The following is a 19,971-nucleotide window of genomic DNA, read 5'->3' as shown; positions in this document are numbered from 1 at the left end:
TCGGCGAGGCCGAGGCATGAGGCGAGGGGATCTGCGCGATAATGTCGGCATGGCGACGACCGACCAGGTGCACACCGATCCCGCGGAGTTCGCCGCGCACGTGGTGGCGGAATCGATCCGCCTGTTCTCCGAACGCGGCTACGAAGCCACACCGGTCGACGAGGTCGCCGCCGCCGCCGGCGTGTCGCGCCGGACCCTGTTCCGGCAGTTCCGGTCCAAAGAGGACCTCATCTTCGCCGACCATGAGTCCCTGCTCGAACAGGTCACCGACTTGCTTCGAGGCGAGGAAGAGGCGGGCACCGATCCCTGGTGGGCGGTGTGTGCCGCGGCCGAGCTCGTCTTCGCGCACTTCGCGACGCTCCGCGATCTCGCGGTCCGGCGCTATCAGGTGGTGGCGCGGGTGCCTGCCTTGCGCGACCGGGAGCTGGTCACCACCTACCGCTATCAGCGCAAGTTCGAGGAGTTCCTCCGCCGCGCTCTGCCGGATGTGCCGCGGGTGCGGATCGTGGCCTTCGCCGCCGCCGTGACCGGCGCCCACAACTATCTGTTGCGGTCGATGGTCCGCGGCGACGAGAACGCCACCGCCGAGACCCTGCGGCGGGAGTTGCTCGCGATCTACGGCGTGGTCGGTGAGTACGCCGATCCGTCGTCGGCCTCCGCTCCCGAGGTCGCGGTGGTCAGCTTTCCGGCCGGGACCACGCCCGATGAGGTCGCGGAGGCGGTGCGGAGGCGATTGACGCGGCACCCAGTGCCGTGATGCACTTATCGAGAAGACGATCACGGCACTGAGTGACAGGGCTCGTAGCGCCGGTTTAAGGAGAAACGATGGGCAAGTTCGGGAACCCCGATTTCGACCTCTTCCAGCTCCCGGAGGAGCACCAGGCGCTGCGCGAGGCCATCCGCGCGCTCGCCGAGAAGGAGATCGCACCGCACGCCAAGGACGTCGACGAGAAGGCTCGCTTCCCGGAGGAGGCGCGCGCCGCACTCGTGGCCAGCGGCTTCAACGCGGTGCACGTTCCCGAGCAGTTCGACGGGCAGGGTGCGGACTCGGTCGCGGCCTGCATCGTGATCGAAGAGGTTGCGCGCGTGGACGTCTCGGCGTCGCTGATCCCCGCGGTCAACAAGCTCGGCACCATGGGCCTGATCCTGTCGGGCTCGGACGAGCTCAAGGCCAAGGTGCTGCCGTCGATCGCCTCGGGTGAGGCCATGGCGTCGTACGCACTGTCGGAGCGCGAGGCCGGATCGGACGCCGCCTCGATGAAGACGCGCGCCCGCAAGGACGGCGACAGCTGGGTGCTCAACGGCTCCAAGTGCTGGATCACCAACGGCGGCAAGTCCACCTGGTACACCGTCATGGCGGTCACCGACCCGGAGAAGGGCGCCAACGGCATCTCCGCGTTCATGGTCCACAAGGACGACCCCGGCTTCACGGTGGGCCCGCTGGAGCACAAGCTCGGAATCAAGGGCAGCCCCACCGCGGAGCTGTACTTCGAGAACTGCACCATCCCCTCCGACCGGATCATCGGCGACGAGGGCACCGGCTTCAAGACCGCTCTGGCCACCCTGGATCACACCCGTCCCACCATCGGCGCGCAGGCCGTCGGCGTGGCGCAGGGCGCCCTCGACGCGGCCATCGCGTACGTCAAGGACCGCAAGCAGTTCGGCAAGACCATCAGCCAGTTCCAGGGCGTCGAGTTCATGCTCGCCGACATGGCGATGAAGGTGGAGGCCGCGCGCCTGATGGTCTACACCGCCGCCGCTCGTGCCGAGCGCGGCGAGGGCAACCTCGGCTTCATCAGCTCGGCGTCCAAGTGCCTGGCGTCGGATGTCGCGATGGAGGTCACGACCGACGCCGTTCAGCTCTTCGGCGGTGCGGGATACACCACCGACTTCCCGGTCGAGCGCATGATGCGCGATGCCAAGATCACCCAGATCTACGAGGGCACCAACCAGATCCAGCGCGTCGTCATGAGCCGCGCGCTGCTGCGCGGCTGAACCCGGCCGGACCGTCGAATGGGCGGGCCGGCCGCCGTCCCGACCGAGAGGTCAGCGGGTGGCGGTCGGCCCGCGCATTCGTCTCGGTCAGGTCCGGACGACGGTCGCCTTCTCGGTCTCGGCGATCGCCCGCAGACGGGAGTCCTCGACGCCCCCCGCGACGACGACGAGAGACGCCCCGGACAACAGCGGAGCGGCGAGGTTCGCGACGACGTCGGTCACAGTGCGCCATCCGCGGGTGCTGAGCAGTCGGTCGGCCGGATCGAGCCCGCCGTCGGCGGCCGAGAGCACCTGCGCCACCGTCACCTCGTCGACGGCGTCCCGCCCGGAACCCGCCGGGACGAACTGGTCACCGTGCGCGCGCACCGACTCGCCGAAGTCCTCGACGCCGACCGGGAGGTCGCGCACACCCATGGCGAACGGATCCAGGGGAACCGCGATCACCTCGTCGGTGTCGTGCTCGTCGACCCGCTCCCGCGAGGTGAAGGTCGCGCGGTCGTCGGCCGCGTCGTCGCTCAGATCGACGGCGACGCCCGCCCACCACGCACCGAGCAGAACGGCCGCGGTCTGCCAGTGTTCCGGCAGATCCACCCGCACGCGGTCGCCGGGCGCCAGGCCCAGCCCGTCCCGCAGGTAGTTCGCGATCTTGGCGGCCCAGTTGCCCAGCGTCGCACCGGAGAGCTCGGTGCGCTCGCCGGTCGACTCGTTGTAGTAGGTCAGCATCGGCCGCGCATGGTCGGGCACGGCCGCGAAGATCGCGCCCGTGACGGTGTCGTGGCTCATCGAGTGTCCTCGCTTATCGTGTCCGGCTCCGGCGACCGCCGGAGCTAGTTGACGCAGACCGGTCCGTCGCCGTCGGCCTTGATGACCGGGGACGGGCGCTTGGACGACGGCGCCGCCGACGACCCCGAGTCCGAACCGCTGTCGCCGCCGGTGTCGGAGACCGCACCGAGACCGTAGTTGTAGGTGTTCGTCAGCACCAGCCGGAGCTTGTCCTCGGGGAGCGACGAGTCCTCGCGGATCTCGATGGGGCCCGCCTTGAGGTCCTTCACCAGTTGCTTGGCGCCCTCGTTGTCCTTCGAATCGGCGAAGATCAGCGAATCGAATTCGTTCATCGGTTTGCTCGACGTGGCGCCCTGCTGGTAGCCGAGGCCGCTCAGCAGCCGCATCACGTTGGACGCCAGACCGTCCACGGTGCCCGCGTTCACCACGTCGACGGTGTAGTCCGAGCGGGGATTCTCCGATCCGGCCTTCGATGTGCGGCCGAGCTGCCGGTCGACGAAGGCGTGGACCGCCTGCGGGTCGACCTTCAACACGCTCTGCGTCCCGTCATCGCTCCAGGCCTGATCGTCTTCGATCGGGATCGTCGTGAACTTCACGTTGCCGCCGGTGAGGTCCTTCAGATTCTCTGCGAACGAGAGGACGTCCCAGCCGTCGTCGATCATCACCGAGCGCGACACGGCATCCTGCAACTCCTGGAGTTTGCCCGCGTTGGTCAGTGTCTGCGTCGAGAGGATCTTCTGCGCCAGCGAAGCCATGTACACCTGCTGTCGCGTGATCCGGTCCAAGTCGCCGCGAGGAAGATCGTGGCGCTGCCGGACGAAGCTGAGCGCCTTCGGACCGTTCAGCGTCTGCCGGCCGGCGCGGAACTTGGCGCCCGAGAAGGGCTCGTCGACCGCATTCTTGAGACACACGTCCACTCCGCCGACGGCATCGGTGAGCAGCGCGAATCCCAGCAGTCCCACCTCCGCGTAGTGGTCGACGGTGATGCCGGTCAGATTCGCGACGGAATCGATCAGGGCCTTGCGCCCGGCCTTGGTCCCGTCCTTCTCCGCCTGCTCCTCGCTGGTGCCCTGCTCCACCTCGCGCTCGCGGACGCCCTCCTTGGTGGCGCCGTAGGCGGCGTTGATCTTGCTCATGCCGATCCCGGGGACGTCGACGTACGCATCGCGGGGGATCGAGATGGCGGTGGCCTTGGACCCGTCGGTCGGGATGCGCACCAGGACGATGGTGTCGGTGCTGGTGCTGACGTCGCCGCCCACCCGCAGCCATTTGAGCTCCTGCTCCGAGAGCGGGTTGCCCTTCGCATCCACTCGGGAGTCGGTGCCGACGAGGAGGATGTCGATGGCGCCGTCGTCACCGCCGCCGAGGCCGAGGTCTCCCAGCAGCGTGACGGCCCCGTTGAGGCTGCGCACTTTCGCCCAGCCCAGCCCCGTGACGACCAGTGTCATCACGGTGACGAGGGCGATCAGTGCCCGGCCGATGTTCTTCGGTGCGATCCCGGCGATCGGGCGGGTCGTCCAGAGTTTGAGGGCGGCGCGGAAGCTGCCCGGCGGTGGACCGGAGGGCCGCGTGCGTGTCCGGGCGCCGTGGCGCGCGCCCCGGTCCGTCTTGCTGCGGGGGTCGGTGCTGCGGGGGCGTCGGCGGGGCCGCGTGTGGATCTCCTCGGAGGTCCGGCGGGACCGGGTGCCCGCACCCGTGCGCGTCGGCACGGACCGCCGCGTCGAGGGCTCCCCGGCACGGCCGCCGGAAACGGCGTCGGCGTCGGTGTCCTCGGGCTCTGCCGAGCCGTCGCGTCGTGACTCCACCTGTCGCGATGTCCCTTCCGGTCGTCTCGGCTGCTGGTCTTCCGCAAGAATACTGATCGGGAGAGCCGTTGCCGGGGAGGCGCAGCCGGTGCCGGGCCCGGTGATCTGCAGCACTGCCCGCGACCGTGAGCTCCCGGCGGAGGTCCGGATGCACCAGGATGGTCACTCATGGGTTCGAATCGGGTGTACATCGTCGGCGCCTCCGGCCAGGTGGGATCGGCGCTCGCGTCGACGCGCGGCGGCCGGGAAGCGGTCATGCTGACCTCGTCCGATGTCGATGTGCGCGACGAGCGATCGGTTCGCGACGCGTTCGGTGGCCTTGCGCGCGGCGATGTGGTGATCAACACCGCGGCGTACACCGCCGTGGACGCCGCCGAGACCGACCGCGAGGCGGCGCACGCGGTGAACGCACTCGGTCCGGCCCATCTGGCGGCCGTCACCGGCGCGTCGGGGGCGCGACTCATCCATCTGTCCACCGACTACGTCTTCGCCCGCGACGACGCGGGCTCCGGCGACGCACCGCGACCCTTCGAACCCGGTGACGTCTCCGGTGAGCCGCCGACGGTGTACGGCGCCACCAAGCTCGCCGGCGAACGCGCCGCGCGCGAGGCCGATCCGCGGACGATCGTCGTGCGCACCGCGTGGGTGTTCACCGGCGGGTCCGCGGACAGCGACTTCGTCGCGACGATGGCCCGACTGGAGGCCGAGCGCGATACTCTGCGGGTGGTAGACGATCAGGTGGGATCGCCCACCTACGCGCGCGATCTCGCGGCCGGCCTGTGGGAACTCGCCGAACGGTGCGACGGGCCGAATCTGCGCGACGGCGCGACTCTGCACGCCACCAACGCCGGAACGGCCAGTTGGTGCGATCTGGCCCGCGCCGTGTTCGTCGAGCTCGGTGCCGACCCGGCCCGGGTCCAGGCGTGCACCACCGCGGAGTTCCCGCGCCCCGCGCCGCGGCCCGCGTACTCGGTGCTCTCCGGCGCGAGTTGGGCTGCCGCGGGTCTCACACCGCTGCGGAACTGGACGCTCGCCCTGCACGATGCGATCGCGGTCCGCACCCGGACGCTCGGTTAGTCTGAGCGCGTGACTGCCAGCTTCGCCGTCGTGACCGTGACCTATTCCTCGGGCGACTACCTCCACAACTTCCTTCGCACGCTGACGCGCGCATCGCGTGAGACGCCCGAAGTGATCATCGCCGACAACGGGTCCACCGACGGCGCACCGGAACAGGCGGCGGCCGACCACGACAACGTCACCCTGGTGCACACCGGCGGAAACATCGGCTACGGCGGCGCCGTGAACCGGGGAGTCGCGCAGATAGACGAGGACATCGAGTTCGTGGTGGTGGCCAACCCCGACGTCGAATGGTCGGAGGGCGCGATCGACGGACTGCTCGAGGCGGCGCGCCGCTGGCCGCGGGCCGCGAGTCTGGGGCCGCTGATCACCGAGCCCGACGGCACCGTGTACCCGTCCGCGCGCCGCGTCCCCGATCTGATCTCGGGCACCGGCCACGCGGTGCTCGGCACGGTCTGGAAGTCGAACCCCTGGACGGCTGCGTACCGCAACGACGACGCCGACCTCACCGAACGGCCGGTCGGCTGGCTCTCGGGCTCGTGTCTGCTCCTGCGGCGCGCGGCCTTCGACGCCATCGGCGGCTTCGACTCGCGCTACTTCATGTTCATGGAGGACGTCGACCTCGGCGACCGGCTGGGCCGGTCGGGGTGGCTCAACGTCTTCGTGCCGTCGGTGTCGGTGATGCACGCGAAGAGCCATTCGGTCAGCAGACATCCGGAGAAGATGATTCCGGCTCATCATGCGAGCGCCTATCGTTTCACCGCCGACCGGAATCCCGGCCCGTTGCGCGCGCCGATCCGCCTGGCGTTGCGGGCCGGGCTGGCGGTGCGATCGAAGATCGCTGTCGCCGCGGCCCTGCGTGAACAGCGCCGTACGGGAGGGCCCGCGTGAACAGCCGCGACACGAGTGTGGACAAGGAAGGAAACTCTGTGACCTCATCAGTTCAGGCACTGATCCTCGTCGGAGGAAAGGGCACGCGGCTGCGGCCGCTGACCCTGTCGGCGCCCAAGCCGATGCTCCCGACTGCGGGGACCCCGTTTCTGACTCACCTGCTGTCGCGGATCCGGGAGGCGGGGATCACCGACGTGGTCCTCGGCACCTCCTACCAGGCGCACGTCTTCTCCGACCACTACGGCGACGGTTCCGATCTGGGCCTGAATCTGACCTACGTCACGGAGAGCGAACCGCTGGGCACCGGCGGCGGCATCCGCAACGTCTACGACGAGCTGACCGCCGACACGGTGCTCGTGTTCAACGGCGACGTCCTCGGCGGCACCGACATCCGCGACGTGCTGTCGACGCACGAGCGCTCGGGTGCCGAAGTGACCCTGCACCTGGTCCGGGTCGGTGATCCGCGCGCCTTCGGCTGCGTGCCGACCGACGCCGACGGGCGGGTCACGGCGTTCCTGGAGAAGACTCAGGATCCGCCGACCAATCAGATCAACGCGGGCACCTACGTCTTCGACCGCAAGGTGATCGGCGAGATCCCGGCCGGTCGGCCGGTGTCGGTGGAGCGCGAGGTGTTCCCGTCGCTGCTCGCGCAGGGACGGCACATTCAGGCGCACGTCGACGACGCCTACTGGCGCGACATGGGGACTCCCGAGGACTTCGTCCGCGGTTCGGCGGACCTGGTCCGCGGCATCGCGCCGTCGCCCGCGCTGGCGAAGCCCTGCGGGGAGTCGCTCTCGCTCGACGGCGCCGACGTGGCGTCCGACGCCGTGCTGATCGGCGGCACCGTCGTCGGCCGCGGCGCGCGGGTCGGGTCGGGGGCACGGCTGGACGGCGCGGTGATCTTCGACGGCGCGTCGGTGGAGGCAGGAGCGGTGGTCGAGCGCAGCATCGTCGGGTTCGGCGCCACCGTCGGCGCGCATGCGCTGGTGCGCGACACCGTCATCGGCGACGGTGCACAGGTCGGTGCCCGATGCGAGCTGCTGCGCGGCGCGCGCGTATGGCCGGGAGTGCAGATCCCCGAGAGCGGAATCCGGTTCTCGACCGACGTGTGATCCCGAGCGCGATCGGCCGGCCGCTCAGGCCTTGGCGGCAGCGAGCAGACCCGTTCCCACCGGAATCACAGCGGGCAGCAGCCGGTCGTCCTCGGCGATGATCGACGCCGCCTCGCGCGCGGCCAGGGTCCGCGGATCGTCGGCCTCACGGTCGGCGATCGTGCCGTCGGCCGAGGCGTTGTTCACGACGACCAGTCCGCCCGGCCGGAGAATGCGGATCGCCTCGGTGACGAACAGGGGATAGCTCAGCGGTGCTCCGTCGACGAAGACGAGATCGTATGTCTCGTCGGCGAGCCGGGTGAGCACGTCGGTCGGCGCGCCGTTGATGAGCCGGGTGCGGCCGGGACCGATGTGCGCGTCGGCGAAGGTCTCGCGGGCGGCCCGGTGATGCTCGGGCTCGGGATCGATCGTGGTCAGGACGCCGTTCTCGGGCATGCCCGCCAGCAGCCAGAGCCCGCTGACGCCGACTCCGGTGCCGATCTCGACCACGTGCGTCGACCCGGCGACCCGGGCCAGCAGCGACAGCAGCGCTCCGGTGGCGGGGGAGATCGCCGTGGCGCCGAGCTCCTCGGCGCGCATGCGGGCTTCGATCAGGGCCTCGTCCTCGATGATCGCGGCTTCGGCGTACTCGCTCAGGCTTGCGGCCGCGGCCGCTGTGTCACTCATGACATCGAGGGTGCCATACGGTCGTTGACCTGCGGTTGCGGGCACGCCGTCTGCGGGCCCGGTCTTCCTTATCAAACCCTCAGGACAGTTATAGGGGCACCACATTCAGGTGCGACAGGGTAGAGCGCAATGGTCCGGAATATCGATCGCGCCGGGCGCGTTGATCGGGGAGAATAGCCCTGACAGGCCCGGAGCGAGGAAAGGAACTGGCACCTACACGATGACCGTCCCGATGATCGGCAAAGCAGACCCCGACACCACCACCGGAGCGTTCCGCGGAACCGCGGGCTTCGACGCGACCGGCGATCGAGATCTGATGCCCTCGTGGGACGAGTTGGTGTCAGAGCACGCGGACCGGGTGTACCGGCTGGCGTACCGCCTCTCCGGAAATCAGCACGACGCCGAGGACCTCACCCAGGAGACCTTCATCCGGGTGTTCCGGTCGCTGACCAACTACAAGCCCGGCACCTTCGAGGGCTGGCTGCACCGCATCACCACGAACCTGTTCCTCGACATGGTCCGACGCCGCGCCAAGATCCGCATGGAGGCGCTGGAGCAGGACTACGACCGTATCCCCACCGACACCCCGGACCCGCAGCAGGCCTTCGCCGACGCCAACCTCGATCCCGATCTGCAGGCGGCCCTCGACTCGCTGGCGCCGGAGTTCCGCGCCGCCGTGGTCCTCTGCGACATCGAGGGACTCTCGTACGAGGAGGTCGGCGCCACGCTCGGGGTCAAGATGGGCACCGTTCGCAGCCGGATCCACCGCGGACGCCAGGGCATCCGCCAGTACCTGGCGGCTCGCGGCCACACCGACAGCCGCTCGGTCGCGGCCGCAGAGTGACCTCCGCGACCCTCTCCGGTTCTGTCGGCTACGCTGGACCGTGGCTCTGAATCGAGTTCGAGTGCATCTGAGGAGAGGGGTGACGCCGGTGGGTCTGGGCCAGACAGGACGTTCACGCGGGAGTCGGTGGTCGCCGTTTCCGACGTCGATCGCACCGAACCCCGAATACCGGCGCCCGACCGTATTCGCGTCCACCGAGCATCTGAATCCCGAGGCGGTCGTCGCCTACGTCGACGACGAACTCACCCGTCAGGCGTCGGCGCGTGCCGACGCTCATCTGGCGCTCTGCCCCGACTGCTCGCGCGAGGTCGCCGCACAGGCGCGTGCGCGGGCGATGCTGCAGACCTGCCAGACCGACCTCAGCGTGCCCGACTCGCTCCGCGCGCAGCTCAGCCAGATCCCGACTCAGGAGATCGACTTCCGCAGGGATCGACGCACCAACCGCTGGGGCCGCTGACTCGTGACCGACAGCTCTGCTTCGTCCGACGACCGGCCGACCGATCCGGTGCTGCCCGCGAACGAACCGGCGTCCGACCTCGCCGCCACCTTCGGCAGGCCGGAGGGTGTCGACGGCTCGTTCGCTCCCGAGGCATCACCGGCGGAGCGCCCGCAGCCCACGATCGCACCGCCCGATCCGGTCCTCGCGGAGGCCTTCGGCCGGCCGGAGGGCGAGACCCAGACGCTGCAGCGCGACCCGTACGCCCAGCCCGCCACGGACGACGTGCCGGAACCGGATCCGTGGCGTGATCCCGACAGCGCCGCGCACCTGTCCGCACCGGCTGTCGGCGTCGACCCGGAGTCGTCGCCGAGGGAGAAGGGGCCGCTACTGGGGATACGCGAGCTGCTGTTCGGCGGCCGGGTGCACTGGTGGGCTCTGGCGACTCTCGGACTGCTCGCACTGCTCGTCGGACTCTTCGGCGGGCTCGTCGGACGATGGACCGCAGAGGTCGTCACGCCGCTGCACGCCGACACCGTTCACCTCGAGGGCGACAGCCCCGACTCCGCGACCGGCGGCACCGATGTGGAGCGGGTCGCCAAGGCCGTTCAGCGATCGGTGGTCACCATCGAGGTCCGCACCGCGGTCGACGGCGGCTCGGGTTCGGGATTCATCGTCGACAAGGCCGGGTACATCGTCACGAACAACCACGTGATCTCCAAGGCCGCCAATGACTCCAAAGCCAAGCTCGAAGTCGTCTTCTCCGATCGTCAGCGCGTGCCCGCGCGGCTCGTCGGACGTGACGTGAAGACCGATCTGGCCGTCATCAAAGTGGACGACGTCGCGAATCTGACGGTCTCCAAGCTCGGCGACTCCGCCGACCTTCAGATCGGTCAGGAGGTGATCGCCTTCGGTTCGCCGCTCGGGCTGGACAAGACGGTCACCAGCGGCATCATCAGCGCACTCGATCGGCCGGTGCCGCTGAGGCCGGACGCCGACTCCGATACCGACGCTGTGATCAACGCCATCCAGACCGATGCGGCCATCAACCCGGGCAACTCGGGCGGGCCCCTGCTCAACGACGACGGCCAGGTGATCGGCGTCAACACGGCCGGCGCGATGACCGGCGGCGGGTCCATCGGTCTCGGCTTCGCGATTCCGATCAACGAGGTCATCCCGATCGCGAACACCCTGATCGCGGACGGAAAGGTGAAGCACCCGTCGGTCGGCATCACCGCCGCCACCGTTCGAAACGACCGCATCTTCGGTGCGCAGATCAAGGACGTCGCCGGGGGCAGTCCGGCGGCCCAGGCCGGTCTGCGCGAGGGCGACGTGATCACCAAGTTCAACGGGCGCCCGATCGAGAGCGCGGACGAGTTGACCGTCGCGGTGCGGACGTCGAAAATCGGTGAGCAGGTGAAGTTCACGTATTGGCGCGACGGTCGATACTTCGACGGCGAGCTCACCCCGGTCAGCGATTAGCGCCGGAAGCGTCGGACCAGTCCAGAGAGCGGCGAGGAATCATGTTCAGCAGTGTCGGTTGGGGTGAACTCCTCATTCTGTTGGCCGCAGCGCTCATCATCCTCGGCCCCGAACGTCTGCCGGGCGCGGTCAGCTGGGCGATGGGCGCGGTACGCAAGGTGCGCGACTATGCGACGGGGGCGAGTTCGCAGCTGCGTGACGAACTCGGGCCCGATTTCGATCAGCTCCGTGAGCCGCTCACTCAGCTCAACGAACTCCGCCAGATGAGCCCGAAGAGCATCGTCACCAAGCACATCTTCGACGGTGACTCGTCGACGATCGACGATCTGGGCAAGTCGGTGCGTGAGACCCTCGACGTGAGTCGGCCGCTGGCGAAGCCGGATGGGGAGCGGCAGGTGTCGCGCGAATCGCCGCAGCCGCCCGCACCTCCTGCCCGCAAGTACGACGTGACCGACTGGGACGCGACCTAGCCGGACCGGTCGGGTCCCGGCGGGTCAGTGCCGGGTGGTGTCGATTCCGAGGCTCATGCCGGCGAGCCCGCGCCGGCGGACGGCCAGCTTGTCGGCGATGGCGCGCAGCGCCGAGCCGGAGGCGGATTCGGGTGCCGAGAGCACCACGGGAGTGCCCACGTCGCCGCCTTCGCGGAGTTCCTGTTCCAGCGGGACCTGCCCGAGCAGTTCTACGGGAGATCCCACGGCACGGGTGAGCCGCTGCGCCACCAACTGGCCGCCGCCCGAGCCGAAGGGCTCTATCCGCGTGCCGTCCGGGAGCTGCATCCAGGACATGTTCTCGACCACGCCGAGGATCTTCTGCCGAGTCTGCAGGGCGATCGCGCCCGCGCGTTCGGCGACCTCTGCGGCGGCCTGCTGCGGGGTGGTCACCACCAGGATCTCCGCACCCGGAATGAGCTGGGCGATCGAGATCGCGACGTCGCCCGTGCCCGGCGGCAGATCCAGGAGCAGCACGTCCAGATCGCCCCAGTAGACGTCGGCGAGGAACTGCTGCAGCGCCCGGTGGAGCATGGGGCCGCGCCACGTGACCGGCGTGTTGCCGTCGGTGAACTGGCCGATCGAGATGAACTTCACGCCGTGACTCTGCGGCGGCATGATCATCGACTCCACCTGGGTGGGCTTCGCGTCGCTGCCGAGCATGCGCGGAACACTGTGACCGTAGATGTCGGCGTCCAGGACGCCGACGGACAGACCGCGGTCGGCGAGTGCGGTCGCCAGGTTCACGGTGACACTCGACTTGCCCACACCGCCCTTGCCGGAGGCGATCGCGTACACCCTGGTGAGATTGCCCGGCTTGGCGAACGGGATCTCCGGCTCGGCACGGTCGCCGCGCAGCTTCTTGCGGAGTTCGGTGCGCTGTTCGTCGTCCATCACGTCCAGTTCGACGCGCACGGCGCCCACACCGGGCACATCGGCGACGGCCGTCTCGACGTTGTCGGAGATCTTGGTGCGCATCGGGCAGCCCGCCGTGGTCAGGTACACCCCGACGTCGACACTGCCGTCGGCGGCGACCGCGACGGACTTGACCATGCCGAGGTCGGTGATCGGCTTGCCGATCTCCGGGTCCATCACTTTGCTCAGTGCGGAACGGACGGCGGACTCAGTGGGTGTGGCGGGGGTGGTCACACCTCAACCATATCGCTGCCGAGACGGACTCGGCTTCTCGCCTCAGCGGTCGGCGGTCTTCGCCGGGCCGGCGGGAGCCGGCGCCGGCTTCTTGGGCGAGGGCTTGGGGGCGGGCGCCGGGGCCGGACCGATGCCGGGCGGCAGGCAGATGATGCCGAGGCAGGCCTGCGGAGGCTTGCTCGGTGACGGCTTACTCGGCGGCGTGGACGATTTCGGGGTGGACGGCCGGGTGGACTCGCCGGGCTTCTTGTCGCGGTCCCCGTTCTTCTTGTCGCGGTCCTTGTCCTTCTTGTCTTTGTCCTTGTCGTCCGGAGTCGCCGACATCTCCGGGATGGGTGTGGTCGGCATCACGCCGGTCGAGTACGCGGCCGCCCATGCGAGCACGTTGTTCACATAGGCCATCGAGTGGTTGTAGCGCAGGACCGCGTTCACCTTGTTCTGGCCGGCCATGATGTCGGTGAAACCGGCGCACAGGTAGCGTCCGGCCGAATAGGTGGCGTCGAAGATGTTGTCCGGGTCGGCCTTGCCGTCGCCGTTGGCGTCGGCGCCCCAGGCCGCCCACGTGCTCGGGATGAACTGCATCGGACCCATCGCGCGGTCGTGCCCGCCGTCGCCGTCGAGCCTGCCGCCGTCGGAGTCGTGGATGACGGCGTTTCCGGCGAGCGAGCCGTCGAGTACCGGGCCGCGGATCTTGGTCAGGGTGTTGCCGTACGCGTCGACGTTCCCGTTGCCCGCGTGGCCGGACTCGATGCGTCCGATGCCGGCGAGAAGGAACCAGGGCAGCTTGCACTGCGGCGACTCGGCGGCCACCCGGGTGGCGGCGAGCTTGTACGCCTTGAGGACCATCCCGGGAATGCCGAGGGGACCTGCGGGAAGGTCGGCGGCGAGCCGGAACTGCGGGTCGCCGCCGCCGGCGGCCGTGGGGTCGGCCGGGGGAGCGAATCCGACGAGTTGGCTGCTGCCGGAGGGCACGGTCTCCGCGACCGCGCGGGCGGCCACCGCGCTCTGGGCACCCGCGAGATCGATCGAGGGTCCCGGTTGGACCGAGGACACCGGATCGGCCGCGACACTCGACACCGTTCCGCCGAGCACCAGCGCGCCGAGTGCGGCGGCGGTGGTCCCGACCGCCAGGCCGCGGCGCGGCACGTGAATCCGGTTCGGGCGGCTGCGCCAGAAAGTCATCCCATTGGTCCTCATCGACTCTCACTGCATTCGGCGTGTCGTTCACGTCGAATCAGGGGGAGTCTGCGATCATCCCCCCGACGACTGTGAGCCAGCATACATGCAGCGTTTCCTCCGGTCATGTCGGATCCGGTTCTTCACCCTTGCCCGCGCGTGCCGAAATCCGTTCCACCAGTTCGTCGACCAGATCGTCGAGTTCGCGGCGCAGATAGTCGCGGGTGACGGTATCGCCGACCGCGAGCCGCACGGCGGCGAGTTCACGGGCCAGGAACTCGGTGTCGTCCTTGGTCTGGGCGGCGCGGGCGCGGTCCTCCTCGAGCGAGACACGGTCCCGGTTCTCCTGGCGGTTCTGTGCCAGCAGGATCAGCGGCGCGGCGTACGCGGCCTGAGTGGAGAAGGCCAGATTGAGGAGGATGAACGGGTACGGATCCCATTCGAAGGCGAACAGGCCCACGTTGAGAAGCACCCAGATCACCACGATCACGGTCTGGATCAGCAGGTACCGGCCGGTGCCGAGGAAGCGGGCGATCCGCTCGGAGTACACGCCCACCACGTCGGAGTCGAGATTGACGTTGAACCGGCTGCGACGAGGGCTCGGAGTGTCGAGATGGCGTCCGGAAGGACTCATGGAGCGGTCCCTTCGGGGTCGGTCTCGCGCCAGTCGCGCGGGAGCAGGGCATCGAGGAGGTCGTCGACGACGACGGCGCCGAGGAGGTGATCGGCTTCGTCGATCACCGGTGCGCAGACCAGATTGTAGGTGGCGAAGAACCGGGTCATCTTCTCCAGCGAGTCGTCGGGGAGCAGTCGCGGCATCTCCTTGTCGAGGATGCCGCCCACCAGATTGGCCGGCGGCTCTCGGAGCAGTGCCTGCGTGTGCACCGCGCCGAGGAACTTCCCGGTGGGGGTGTTGGTCGGCGGGCGGACGACGAAGACCATGCTCGCGGCCGCCGAGTTCACGTCCGGGTCGCGCACCCGGGCCAGCGCCTCGGACACCGTCGCGTTCGCGGTGACGATCAGGGGTTCCGGCGTCATGACGCCGCCGGCGGTGTCGGGGGAGTGCAGCAGCAGCCGCCGGACGGATTCGGAGTCCTCCGGGTCCATCCGGGACAGGAACGCCTCGGCCTCGGCCTGGGGCAGTTCACCCATCAGGTCGGCGACGTCGTCGGGGTCCATCGCTTCGAGGACGTCGGCGGCGCGGTCGGGCTCCATGCTGCCGAGAATCGCGGTCTGATCGTCGGTGGGCATCTCCTGCAGCACGTCCGCGAGACGCTCGTTGTCGAGCGCCGCGGCGATCTCGTCGCGCCGCTTCACCGGCAGTTCGCGAAGCGCGTTGGCGACGTCGGGCGCACGCATGTCCTCGAACTGCGCCAGGGCCATCTCCACGCCCTGTCCCGGGCGAGAGAGTTCCAGACGGTTCATGCCGCGGACGTGGCGCCACTGCACGACGATCGTCTCGCCGCGCCTGCGCAGGCCCTTGCGGGTGGTGCGCAGCGCCACGCGGCTGACCATCCAGTCGCGGCTGCGGTTCTGCTCGATCGCCAGATCCACCACCGTCAGGTCCACATCGTGCAGTTCGGGGTAGTCCGGATCGTCGGTGCGGACCCGGGTGTCGAGGATCTGACCCACCGCCAACGCCTCGTTCGGGCGCACCCGCAAGCGTCGCAGATTCACGTGTCCGGTGGTCAGGGTGACGGCGTCGGGCTCGATGCTCGTCACACGCAGCATCGGCACGAAAATGCGTCTGCGCGTGGTGAGTTCGACGGCGAGCCCGAGCGCGCGCGGCTGTTTGCCCGGCATGTGCATGGAGATCACGACGTCCCGGACCCGACCGATTGATTCACCATCAGGGCCGAGAACGGCGAGGCCGACTAGTCTGGCGACGAAGACCTTGAGGGCGGGCGTCATACGTCAAGCCTAAAGTGAGCCGAGCTCAGGAGCCGAAGTGACGAACCCAATGCGACCGATGCCGGGATTGCCGACGCCGCCGAAGGGCTGGCCGGTAGGGTCCTACGACACCTACGCGCAGGCCCAGCGCGCGGTGGACTACTTGTCCGACAACGAATTCCAGGTCGACAATCTGACGATCGTCGGCGTCGACCTGATGCAGGTCGAGAAAGTCCTCGGACGACTCACCTGGGGCAAGGTGATCGCGGGAGGCATCGGGTCCGGCGCCTGGCTGGGCCTGTTCTTCGGCGCACTCGTCTCACTGGTGGTCGGGACGTCGTGGACGCCGATCCTCTTCGGCGTGCTCGCCGGCATGGTGTTCGGGCTGATCAGCGCCGCCATCCCGTACGCGGCCACCCGCGGCCAGCGTGACTTCACCTCCACCATGCAACTGGTCGCCGGACGGTACGACGTGCTGTGCGATCCGCGCACCGCGGAACAGGCGCGCGACATGCTCGCCAAACTGGCTCTCTGACCGCTCCTCCGCCGTCTCGGGCGCGCCGATGTGCCATCGTGTGCGCTATGTCACCTGTCGTGGGATAACCTAAGGCCCGCATCAGCTTTCACAGCTGATTCTTAGACGAGGCCGACAGGCAGGAGGCTGGCAGCGAGATGAGCAAGGGTAGATCCGCGCCGAGGGGACGATCTCTGGCCAGGCGGCTGTCGGCAGTGGCGGTGGCGGCGGCGGTCGCCGCGCCGATGCTGGCCGGTTGCTCCACGGGCTACGAGCAGGGTGTTCTGAACATCTATGCGCCGGCCGACGGCTTCGATTACATCAAGCAGTTCGCGCAGACCTGTACCGAGGAGTCGGGCGGGCGCTACAAGCTGCAGGCCAACGTCCTGCCCAAGAGCGCCGACGATCAGCGACTGCAGTTGGCCAGGCGGCTGGCCGGAAACGACCACACCCTGGATCTGATGGGCATGGACGTCGTGTGGACCGCGGAGTTCGCGAACGCCGGCTGGCTCGTGCCGGTCCCGGACGACACCGCGGCCGAGATCGAGAAGACCAATCTCGGCGGCCCGGTGGCCACAGCGATGTGGCAGCGGCCCGACGACGCGGCCAAACGCATGTACGCGATGCCGATCTGGACCAACACCCAGTTGCTCTGGTACCGGCCCGACCTGATGAAGGACACGCTCGGCAGCCGGCGGGCGCCGGCGACCTGGGATGAGATGCTCAGCGATACGCAGGCCATCAAGAAGGCCGGCGGACCGAGCTGGATCATGGTCCAGGCCAAGCAGTACGAGGGCCTGATGGTCTGGTTCAACTCGCTGCTCGCCAGCGCCGGTGGTTCGGTGCTCGATCCGAACGACGCGTCCAAGGTGACCCTCAGCGACACCCCGGAGCACCGGGCGGCGACGCTGAAGGCGCTCGAGGTGATGAAGGCGGTGGCCACGGCGCCGGGGCACGACCCGTCGATCACCCAGTCCGACGAGGGCACCGCCCGGCTCGGGATGGAGACGGGCAAGGCGGCGTTCGAGATCAACTGGCCGTTCGTGTGGGCTTCGGCGCGCACCAACGGTGCGACCGGCGACGTCGCCTTCCTCCAGGACGTTCTCTCGCCGTACAAGACTCTGCTCACCGACGAGGACAATCCGCCGACAGACGCGCAGCTCGCTCCGATCAACGCCAAGATGCGTAAGCACTTCGACTTCGCGCTCTACCCGGGTGTCTTCCCCGGCAAGACCGCGAAGTCGACGCCCGGCGGGCTGAACGTGGCCGTCGCATCCACTTCCCGGCAGCCGGAGCTCGCCTTCGAGGCGGCGAAGTGCATGACCAGCGAGAAGGCGCAGAAGGTGTACGCGATATCGGGTGGAACGCCGCCGACCATCGCGTCGATCTACGACGATAAGGACTTCAAGCTCGCGTATCCGATGGGCGACGTGATCCGCACCCAGCTCGAATCCGAGCACTCGGCGCCGCGGCCGGCGTCGCCGCAGTATCAGGCGATCTCGACGCTCGTGACCGCCACCCTCGCGCCGGTGGGCGCCTGGGATCCCGCACAGATGGTCGACAAGCTCACCGAGCAGGTCCAGAAGGCCATCGACGGCGAGGGGATCATCCCGTGAGCGACGACAAGCACGACGACCAGCGGTCGCCGGAACCCCGTGACGGGGACGGCGTCTCGGGGGACGGGCACGGTCAGCACTCCCGCGACGGCGCCGAGCCGGTGCACTCCGACGTATGGGTGCCGCCGGAGGCCGCCGCACCCCGACCCGGTGAACCCGCCCCGCCACCGCCGCCCCCACCGATGCCGCAGGCCGTGCCCGAGACCGCGATGGCCGCGGCTGCCGCCGGAGCGACTCCCGCCGGGCCTGGAATGAACGGAGGTTCGATGTCTGAGATCCTCGACACCGGTCCCACTCCGGCGCAGCCGGCGCCCCTGGCGCCGAAGGCGACTGGACGCAAGTCGTCGGAGCGACGTCTGGCGTACTGGCTCATCGCACCCGCGGCGATCGTCATGGCGCTGGTGACCGGTTACCCGATCGTCTACGCCTTCTGGCTCTCGCTCAACAAGGCGACGCTGACCGCGCCGGACGAGCAGAAGTTCATCGGCCTGTCGAACTACGGCACCGTCCTCTCGGACGGCTACTGGTGGTCGGCGCTGGGCGTGACCGTGTTCATCACCCTGGTGTCGGTGCTGATCGAACTGGTGCTGGGCATGGCGATCGCCCTCGTCATGCACCGGACCCTGTTCGGCCGGGGCGTGGTCCGCACCGTGGTCCTCATCCCGTACGGCATCGTGACGGTCGCCGCGGCGTTCTCCTGGTACTACGCGTGGACGCCGGGCACCGGCTACCTGGCCAACCTGCTCCCGGACGGCTCCGCGCCGCTCACCCAGCAGTGGCCGTCGCTGTTCATCATCATCCTGGCCGAGGTGTGGAAGACGACGCCGTTCATGGCGCTGTTGCTGCTCGCCGGGCTGGCGTTGGTGCCGGACGACCTCCTCAAGGCCGCCCAACTCGACGGCGCGGGCGCGTGGACCCGGCTCTTCCGCATCATCCTGCCGCTGATGAAGCCGGCGATCCTCGTCGCGCTGCTCTTCCGCACGCTGGACGCGTTCCGCATCTTCGACAACATCTACGTCCTGACGGCCGGCTCCAACGGCACAGGGTCGGTGTCGATGCTCGGCTACGACAACCTCTTCAAGGCCTTCAATCTCGGTGTCGGCTCGGCGATCAGCATCCTGATCTTCCTGTGCGTCGCCATCATCGCTTTCGTGTTCATCAAGGGGTTCGGCACCGCCGCCCCCGGCTCCGACGACGAGGGGAGGTGACCACCGATGGATGCGAGCATTCGCCGTAAAGTCGGCTGGACCGTCGCCAATGTTCTGGTGGTCCTCTACGCGATCATCCCGCTGTGGTGGATCATCAGCCTGTCGTTCAAGCCGACCGGCAGTGTGACCGACGGCAGCTTCATCCCGAAGCAGTGGACCTTCGACAACTACAAGGGAATCTTCGACACCAGCCTGTTCACGTCGGCGCTGATCAACTCGATCGGCATCGGCCTGATCACCACGGTAATCGCCGTGCTGCTGGGAACCATGGCCGCCTACGCGGTCGCGCGGCTCGAGTTCCGCGGGAAGAAGCTGCTCATCGGAGCGGCCCTGCTGATCGCGATGTTCCCGCAGATCTCACTGGTGACGCCGCTGTTCAACATCGAACGCCGGCTCGGCCTGTTCGACACGTGGCTCGGTCTGATCCTGCCCTACGTGGCCTTCGCGCTGCCGCTGGCGATCTACACTCTCTCGGCGTTCTTCCGGGAGATCCCATGGGACCTGGAGAAGGCCGCGCAGATGGACGGAGCCACGCCGGCTCAGGCGTTCCGCCGCGTGATCGTCCCGCTGGCGGCGCCGGGCGTGGTGACCGCCGCGATCCTGGTCTTCATCTTCGCGTGGAACGACCTGCTTCTGGCGTTGTCGCTGACCTCCACCGAGAATGCGGAGACGGCGCCCGTCGCGATCTCGCAGTTCACGGGCAGCAGTCAGTTCGAGGAGCCCACCGGGGCCATCGCCGCAGCGGCCGTCGTCATCACCATTCCGATCATCATCTTCGTGCTCTTCTTCCAACGTCGTATCGTCGCCGGCCTCACCTCCGGCGCGGTGAAGGGATAACC

The 19,971-nt window shown here is 68.7% G+C and carries 20 protein-coding genes; 13 read left to right on the top strand and 7 right to left on the bottom strand.

What is annotated here, in order from left to right:
* Window positions 1–49 precede the first annotated feature (49 nt).
* Window positions 50–757 carry a TetR/AcrR family transcriptional regulator gene (locus ABFX36_RS07730; RefSeq protein WP_006896461.1) on the top strand — a complete coding sequence of 236 codons (708 nt, stop codon included), beginning with the start codon at window positions 50–52 and terminating at the stop codon, window positions 755–757.
* A 68-nt stretch (window positions 758–825) separates the two neighbouring features.
* Window positions 826–1,995 (top strand): acyl-CoA dehydrogenase, encoded by a 1,170-nt coding sequence (locus ABFX36_RS07725; protein WP_006896460.1) that lies wholly within the window; start codon window positions 826–828, stop codon window positions 1,993–1,995.
* Between the two features lie 87 nt (window positions 1,996–2,082).
* Here the strand turns inward: ABFX36_RS07725 and ABFX36_RS07720 are convergent, their stop codons facing one another.
* Window positions 2,083–2,778: a TIGR03089 family protein gene (locus ABFX36_RS07720; RefSeq protein ID WP_006896459.1), complete on the bottom strand. Its 696-nt coding sequence runs from the start codon at window positions 2,776–2,778 to the stop codon at window positions 2,083–2,085.
* Window positions 2,779–2,822: 44 nt separating this feature from the next.
* Window positions 2,823–4,583 (bottom strand): LCP family protein, encoded by a 1,761-nt coding sequence (locus tag ABFX36_RS07715; RefSeq protein ID WP_346075766.1) that lies wholly within the window; start codon window positions 4,581–4,583, stop codon window positions 2,823–2,825.
* Window positions 4,584–4,751: 168 nt separating this feature from the next.
* On the opposite strand from ABFX36_RS07715, the gene rfbD reads away from it, so the two are divergent.
* Genes rfbD through manB form a run of 3 tightly spaced genes read left to right on the top strand, consistent with a single transcriptional unit; the run spans window position 4,752 to window position 7,663 of the window.
* Entirely contained in the window at window positions 4,752–5,660 is a 909-nt protein-coding gene (rfbD, locus tag ABFX36_RS07710) for a dTDP-4-dehydrorhamnose reductase (protein WP_062367548.1), read from the top strand.
* A gap of 9 nt (window positions 5,661–5,669) precedes the next feature.
* The gene (locus ABFX36_RS07705; protein WP_006896456.1) at window positions 5,670–6,551 is read left to right on the top strand and encodes a glycosyltransferase family 2 protein; all 882 of its coding nucleotides are present in this window, start codon (window positions 5,670–5,672) and stop codon (window positions 6,549–6,551) included.
* Between the two features lie 38 nt (window positions 6,552–6,589).
* Entirely contained in the window at window positions 6,590–7,663 is a 1,074-nt protein-coding gene (gene manB, locus ABFX36_RS07700; protein WP_006896455.1) for a mannose-1-phosphate guanylyltransferase, read from the top strand.
* Between the two features lie 24 nt (window positions 7,664–7,687).
* Here manB and ABFX36_RS07695 read toward each other — a convergent pair whose 3' ends face one another.
* A complete protein-coding gene (locus ABFX36_RS07695) occupies window positions 7,688–8,329 on the bottom strand; it encodes an O-methyltransferase (protein ID WP_006896454.1) in 642 nt (213 codons plus the stop codon).
* Window positions 8,330–8,549: 220 nt separating this feature from the next.
* Here ABFX36_RS07695 and sigE point away from each other — a divergent pair, with 220 nt between their 5' ends.
* The 4 genes from sigE (at window position 8,550) to tatB (ending at window position 11,561) form a co-directional block, all read left to right on the top strand.
* Window positions 8,550–9,173: an RNA polymerase sigma factor SigE gene (sigE, locus tag ABFX36_RS07690; protein ID WP_006896453.1), complete on the top strand. Its 624-nt coding sequence runs from the start codon at window positions 8,550–8,552 to the stop codon at window positions 9,171–9,173.
* Between the two features lie 79 nt (window positions 9,174–9,252).
* Window positions 9,253–9,630 carry a zf-HC2 domain-containing protein gene (locus ABFX36_RS07685; RefSeq protein ID WP_346075761.1) on the top strand — a complete coding sequence of 126 codons (378 nt, stop codon included), beginning with the start codon at window positions 9,253–9,255 and terminating at the stop codon, window positions 9,628–9,630.
* A 3-nt stretch (window positions 9,631–9,633) separates the two neighbouring features.
* Window positions 9,634–11,091 (top strand): S1C family serine protease, encoded by a 1,458-nt coding sequence (locus ABFX36_RS07680; RefSeq protein ID WP_082781301.1) that lies wholly within the window; start codon window positions 9,634–9,636, stop codon window positions 11,089–11,091.
* Between the two features lie 41 nt (window positions 11,092–11,132).
* Window positions 11,133–11,561: a Sec-independent protein translocase protein TatB gene (gene tatB, locus ABFX36_RS07675; protein ID WP_062367549.1), complete on the top strand. Its 429-nt coding sequence runs from the start codon at window positions 11,133–11,135 to the stop codon at window positions 11,559–11,561.
* Window positions 11,562–11,585: 24 nt separating this feature from the next.
* Here the strand turns inward: tatB and ABFX36_RS07670 are convergent, their stop codons facing one another.
* The 4 genes from ABFX36_RS07670 to ABFX36_RS07655 all read right to left on the bottom strand — a co-directional run bounded on the left by ABFX36_RS07670 (window position 11,586) and on the right by ABFX36_RS07655 (window position 15,815).
* Window positions 11,586–12,728, bottom strand: coding sequence for an Mrp/NBP35 family ATP-binding protein (locus tag ABFX36_RS07670; RefSeq protein ID WP_006896449.1), 1,143 nt, complete (start codon window positions 12,726–12,728; stop codon window positions 11,586–11,588).
* Between the two features lie 42 nt (window positions 12,729–12,770).
* Window positions 12,771–13,910: a lytic transglycosylase domain-containing protein gene (locus ABFX36_RS07665; protein WP_222111040.1), complete on the bottom strand. Its 1,140-nt coding sequence runs from the start codon at window positions 13,908–13,910 to the stop codon at window positions 12,771–12,773.
* A 118-nt stretch (window positions 13,911–14,028) separates the two neighbouring features.
* Window positions 14,029–14,538 carry a DUF1003 domain-containing protein gene (locus ABFX36_RS07660; RefSeq protein WP_006896447.1) on the bottom strand — a complete coding sequence of 170 codons (510 nt, stop codon included), beginning with the start codon at window positions 14,536–14,538 and terminating at the stop codon, window positions 14,029–14,031.
* The gene (locus ABFX36_RS07655) at window positions 14,535–15,815 is read right to left on the bottom strand and encodes a magnesium transporter MgtE N-terminal domain-containing protein (protein WP_006896446.1); all 1,281 of its coding nucleotides are present in this window, start codon (window positions 15,813–15,815) and stop codon (window positions 14,535–14,537) included. The genes ABFX36_RS07660 and ABFX36_RS07655 overlap by 4 nt, the downstream gene beginning before the upstream one ends.
* Window positions 15,816–15,852: 37 nt before the next feature.
* Between ABFX36_RS07655 and ABFX36_RS07650 the strand changes: the two genes are divergently transcribed.
* From ABFX36_RS07650 to ABFX36_RS07635, 4 genes are all read left to right on the top strand, one after another.
* On the top strand, window positions 15,853–16,329 hold the full coding sequence (locus ABFX36_RS07650; RefSeq protein ID WP_039867440.1) for a YflT domain-containing protein: 477 nt from the start codon (window positions 15,853–15,855) through the stop codon (window positions 16,327–16,329).
* 137 nt (window positions 16,330–16,466) lie between these two features.
* Window positions 16,467–17,924, top strand: coding sequence for an extracellular solute-binding protein (locus tag ABFX36_RS07645; RefSeq protein ID WP_051999639.1), 1,458 nt, complete (start codon window positions 16,467–16,469; stop codon window positions 17,922–17,924).
* Complete coding sequence (locus tag ABFX36_RS07640) at window positions 17,921–19,132, top strand: carbohydrate ABC transporter permease (RefSeq protein ID WP_346075756.1); 1,212 nt, start codon at window positions 17,921–17,923, stop codon at window positions 19,130–19,132. Before ABFX36_RS07645 ends, ABFX36_RS07640 begins: the two co-directional genes overlap by 4 nt.
* A gap of 6 nt (window positions 19,133–19,138) precedes the next feature.
* A complete protein-coding gene (locus ABFX36_RS07635) occupies window positions 19,139–19,969 on the top strand; it encodes a carbohydrate ABC transporter permease (protein ID WP_222111042.1) in 831 nt (276 codons plus the stop codon).
* Window positions 19,970–19,971: the final 2 nt, after the last annotated feature.

It is taken from the genome of Gordonia cholesterolivorans (assembly GCF_039531975.1).
Taxonomy (GTDB): domain Bacteria; phylum Actinomycetota; class Actinomycetes; order Mycobacteriales; family Mycobacteriaceae; genus Gordonia; species Gordonia sihwensis.
The sequence above is the reverse complement of the archived record's forward strand: the minus strand, read 5'-3'. Positions and strand labels throughout refer to the sequence as shown.

Coding starts and splice junctions, on each gene's coding strand:
- ABFX36_RS07730 (WP_006896461.1), top strand. CDS start 50: ATGGCGACGACCGACCAGGTGCACACCGATCCCGCGGAGTTCGCCGCG.
- ABFX36_RS07725 (WP_006896460.1), top strand. CDS start 826: ATGGGCAAGTTCGGGAACCCCGATTTCGACCTCTTCCAGCTCCCGGAG.
- ABFX36_RS07720 (WP_006896459.1), bottom strand. CDS start 2,778: ATGAGCCACGACACCGTCACGGGCGCGATCTTCGCGGCCGTGCCCGAC.
- rfbD (WP_062367548.1), top strand. CDS start 4,752: ATGGGTTCGAATCGGGTGTACATCGTCGGCGCCTCCGGCCAGGTGGGA.
- ABFX36_RS07695 (WP_006896454.1), bottom strand. CDS start 8,329: ATGAGTGACACAGCGGCCGCGGCCGCAAGCCTGAGCGAGTACGCCGAA.
- sigE (WP_006896453.1), top strand. CDS start 8,550: ATGACCGTCCCGATGATCGGCAAAGCAGACCCCGACACCACCACCGGA.
- tatB (WP_062367549.1), top strand. CDS start 11,133: ATGTTCAGCAGTGTCGGTTGGGGTGAACTCCTCATTCTGTTGGCCGCA.
- ABFX36_RS07665 (WP_222111040.1), bottom strand. CDS start 13,910: ATGACTTTCTGGCGCAGCCGCCCGAACCGGATTCACGTGCCGCGCCGC.
- ABFX36_RS07660 (WP_006896447.1), bottom strand. CDS start 14,538: ATGAGTCCTTCCGGACGCCATCTCGACACTCCGAGCCCTCGTCGCAGC.
- ABFX36_RS07655 (WP_006896446.1), bottom strand. CDS start 15,815: ATGACGCCCGCCCTCAAGGTCTTCGTCGCCAGACTAGTCGGCCTCGCC.
- ABFX36_RS07645 (WP_051999639.1), top strand. CDS start 16,467: ATGAGCAAGGGTAGATCCGCGCCGAGGGGACGATCTCTGGCCAGGCGG.
- ABFX36_RS07635 (WP_222111042.1), top strand. CDS start 19,139: ATGGATGCGAGCATTCGCCGTAAAGTCGGCTGGACCGTCGCCAATGTT.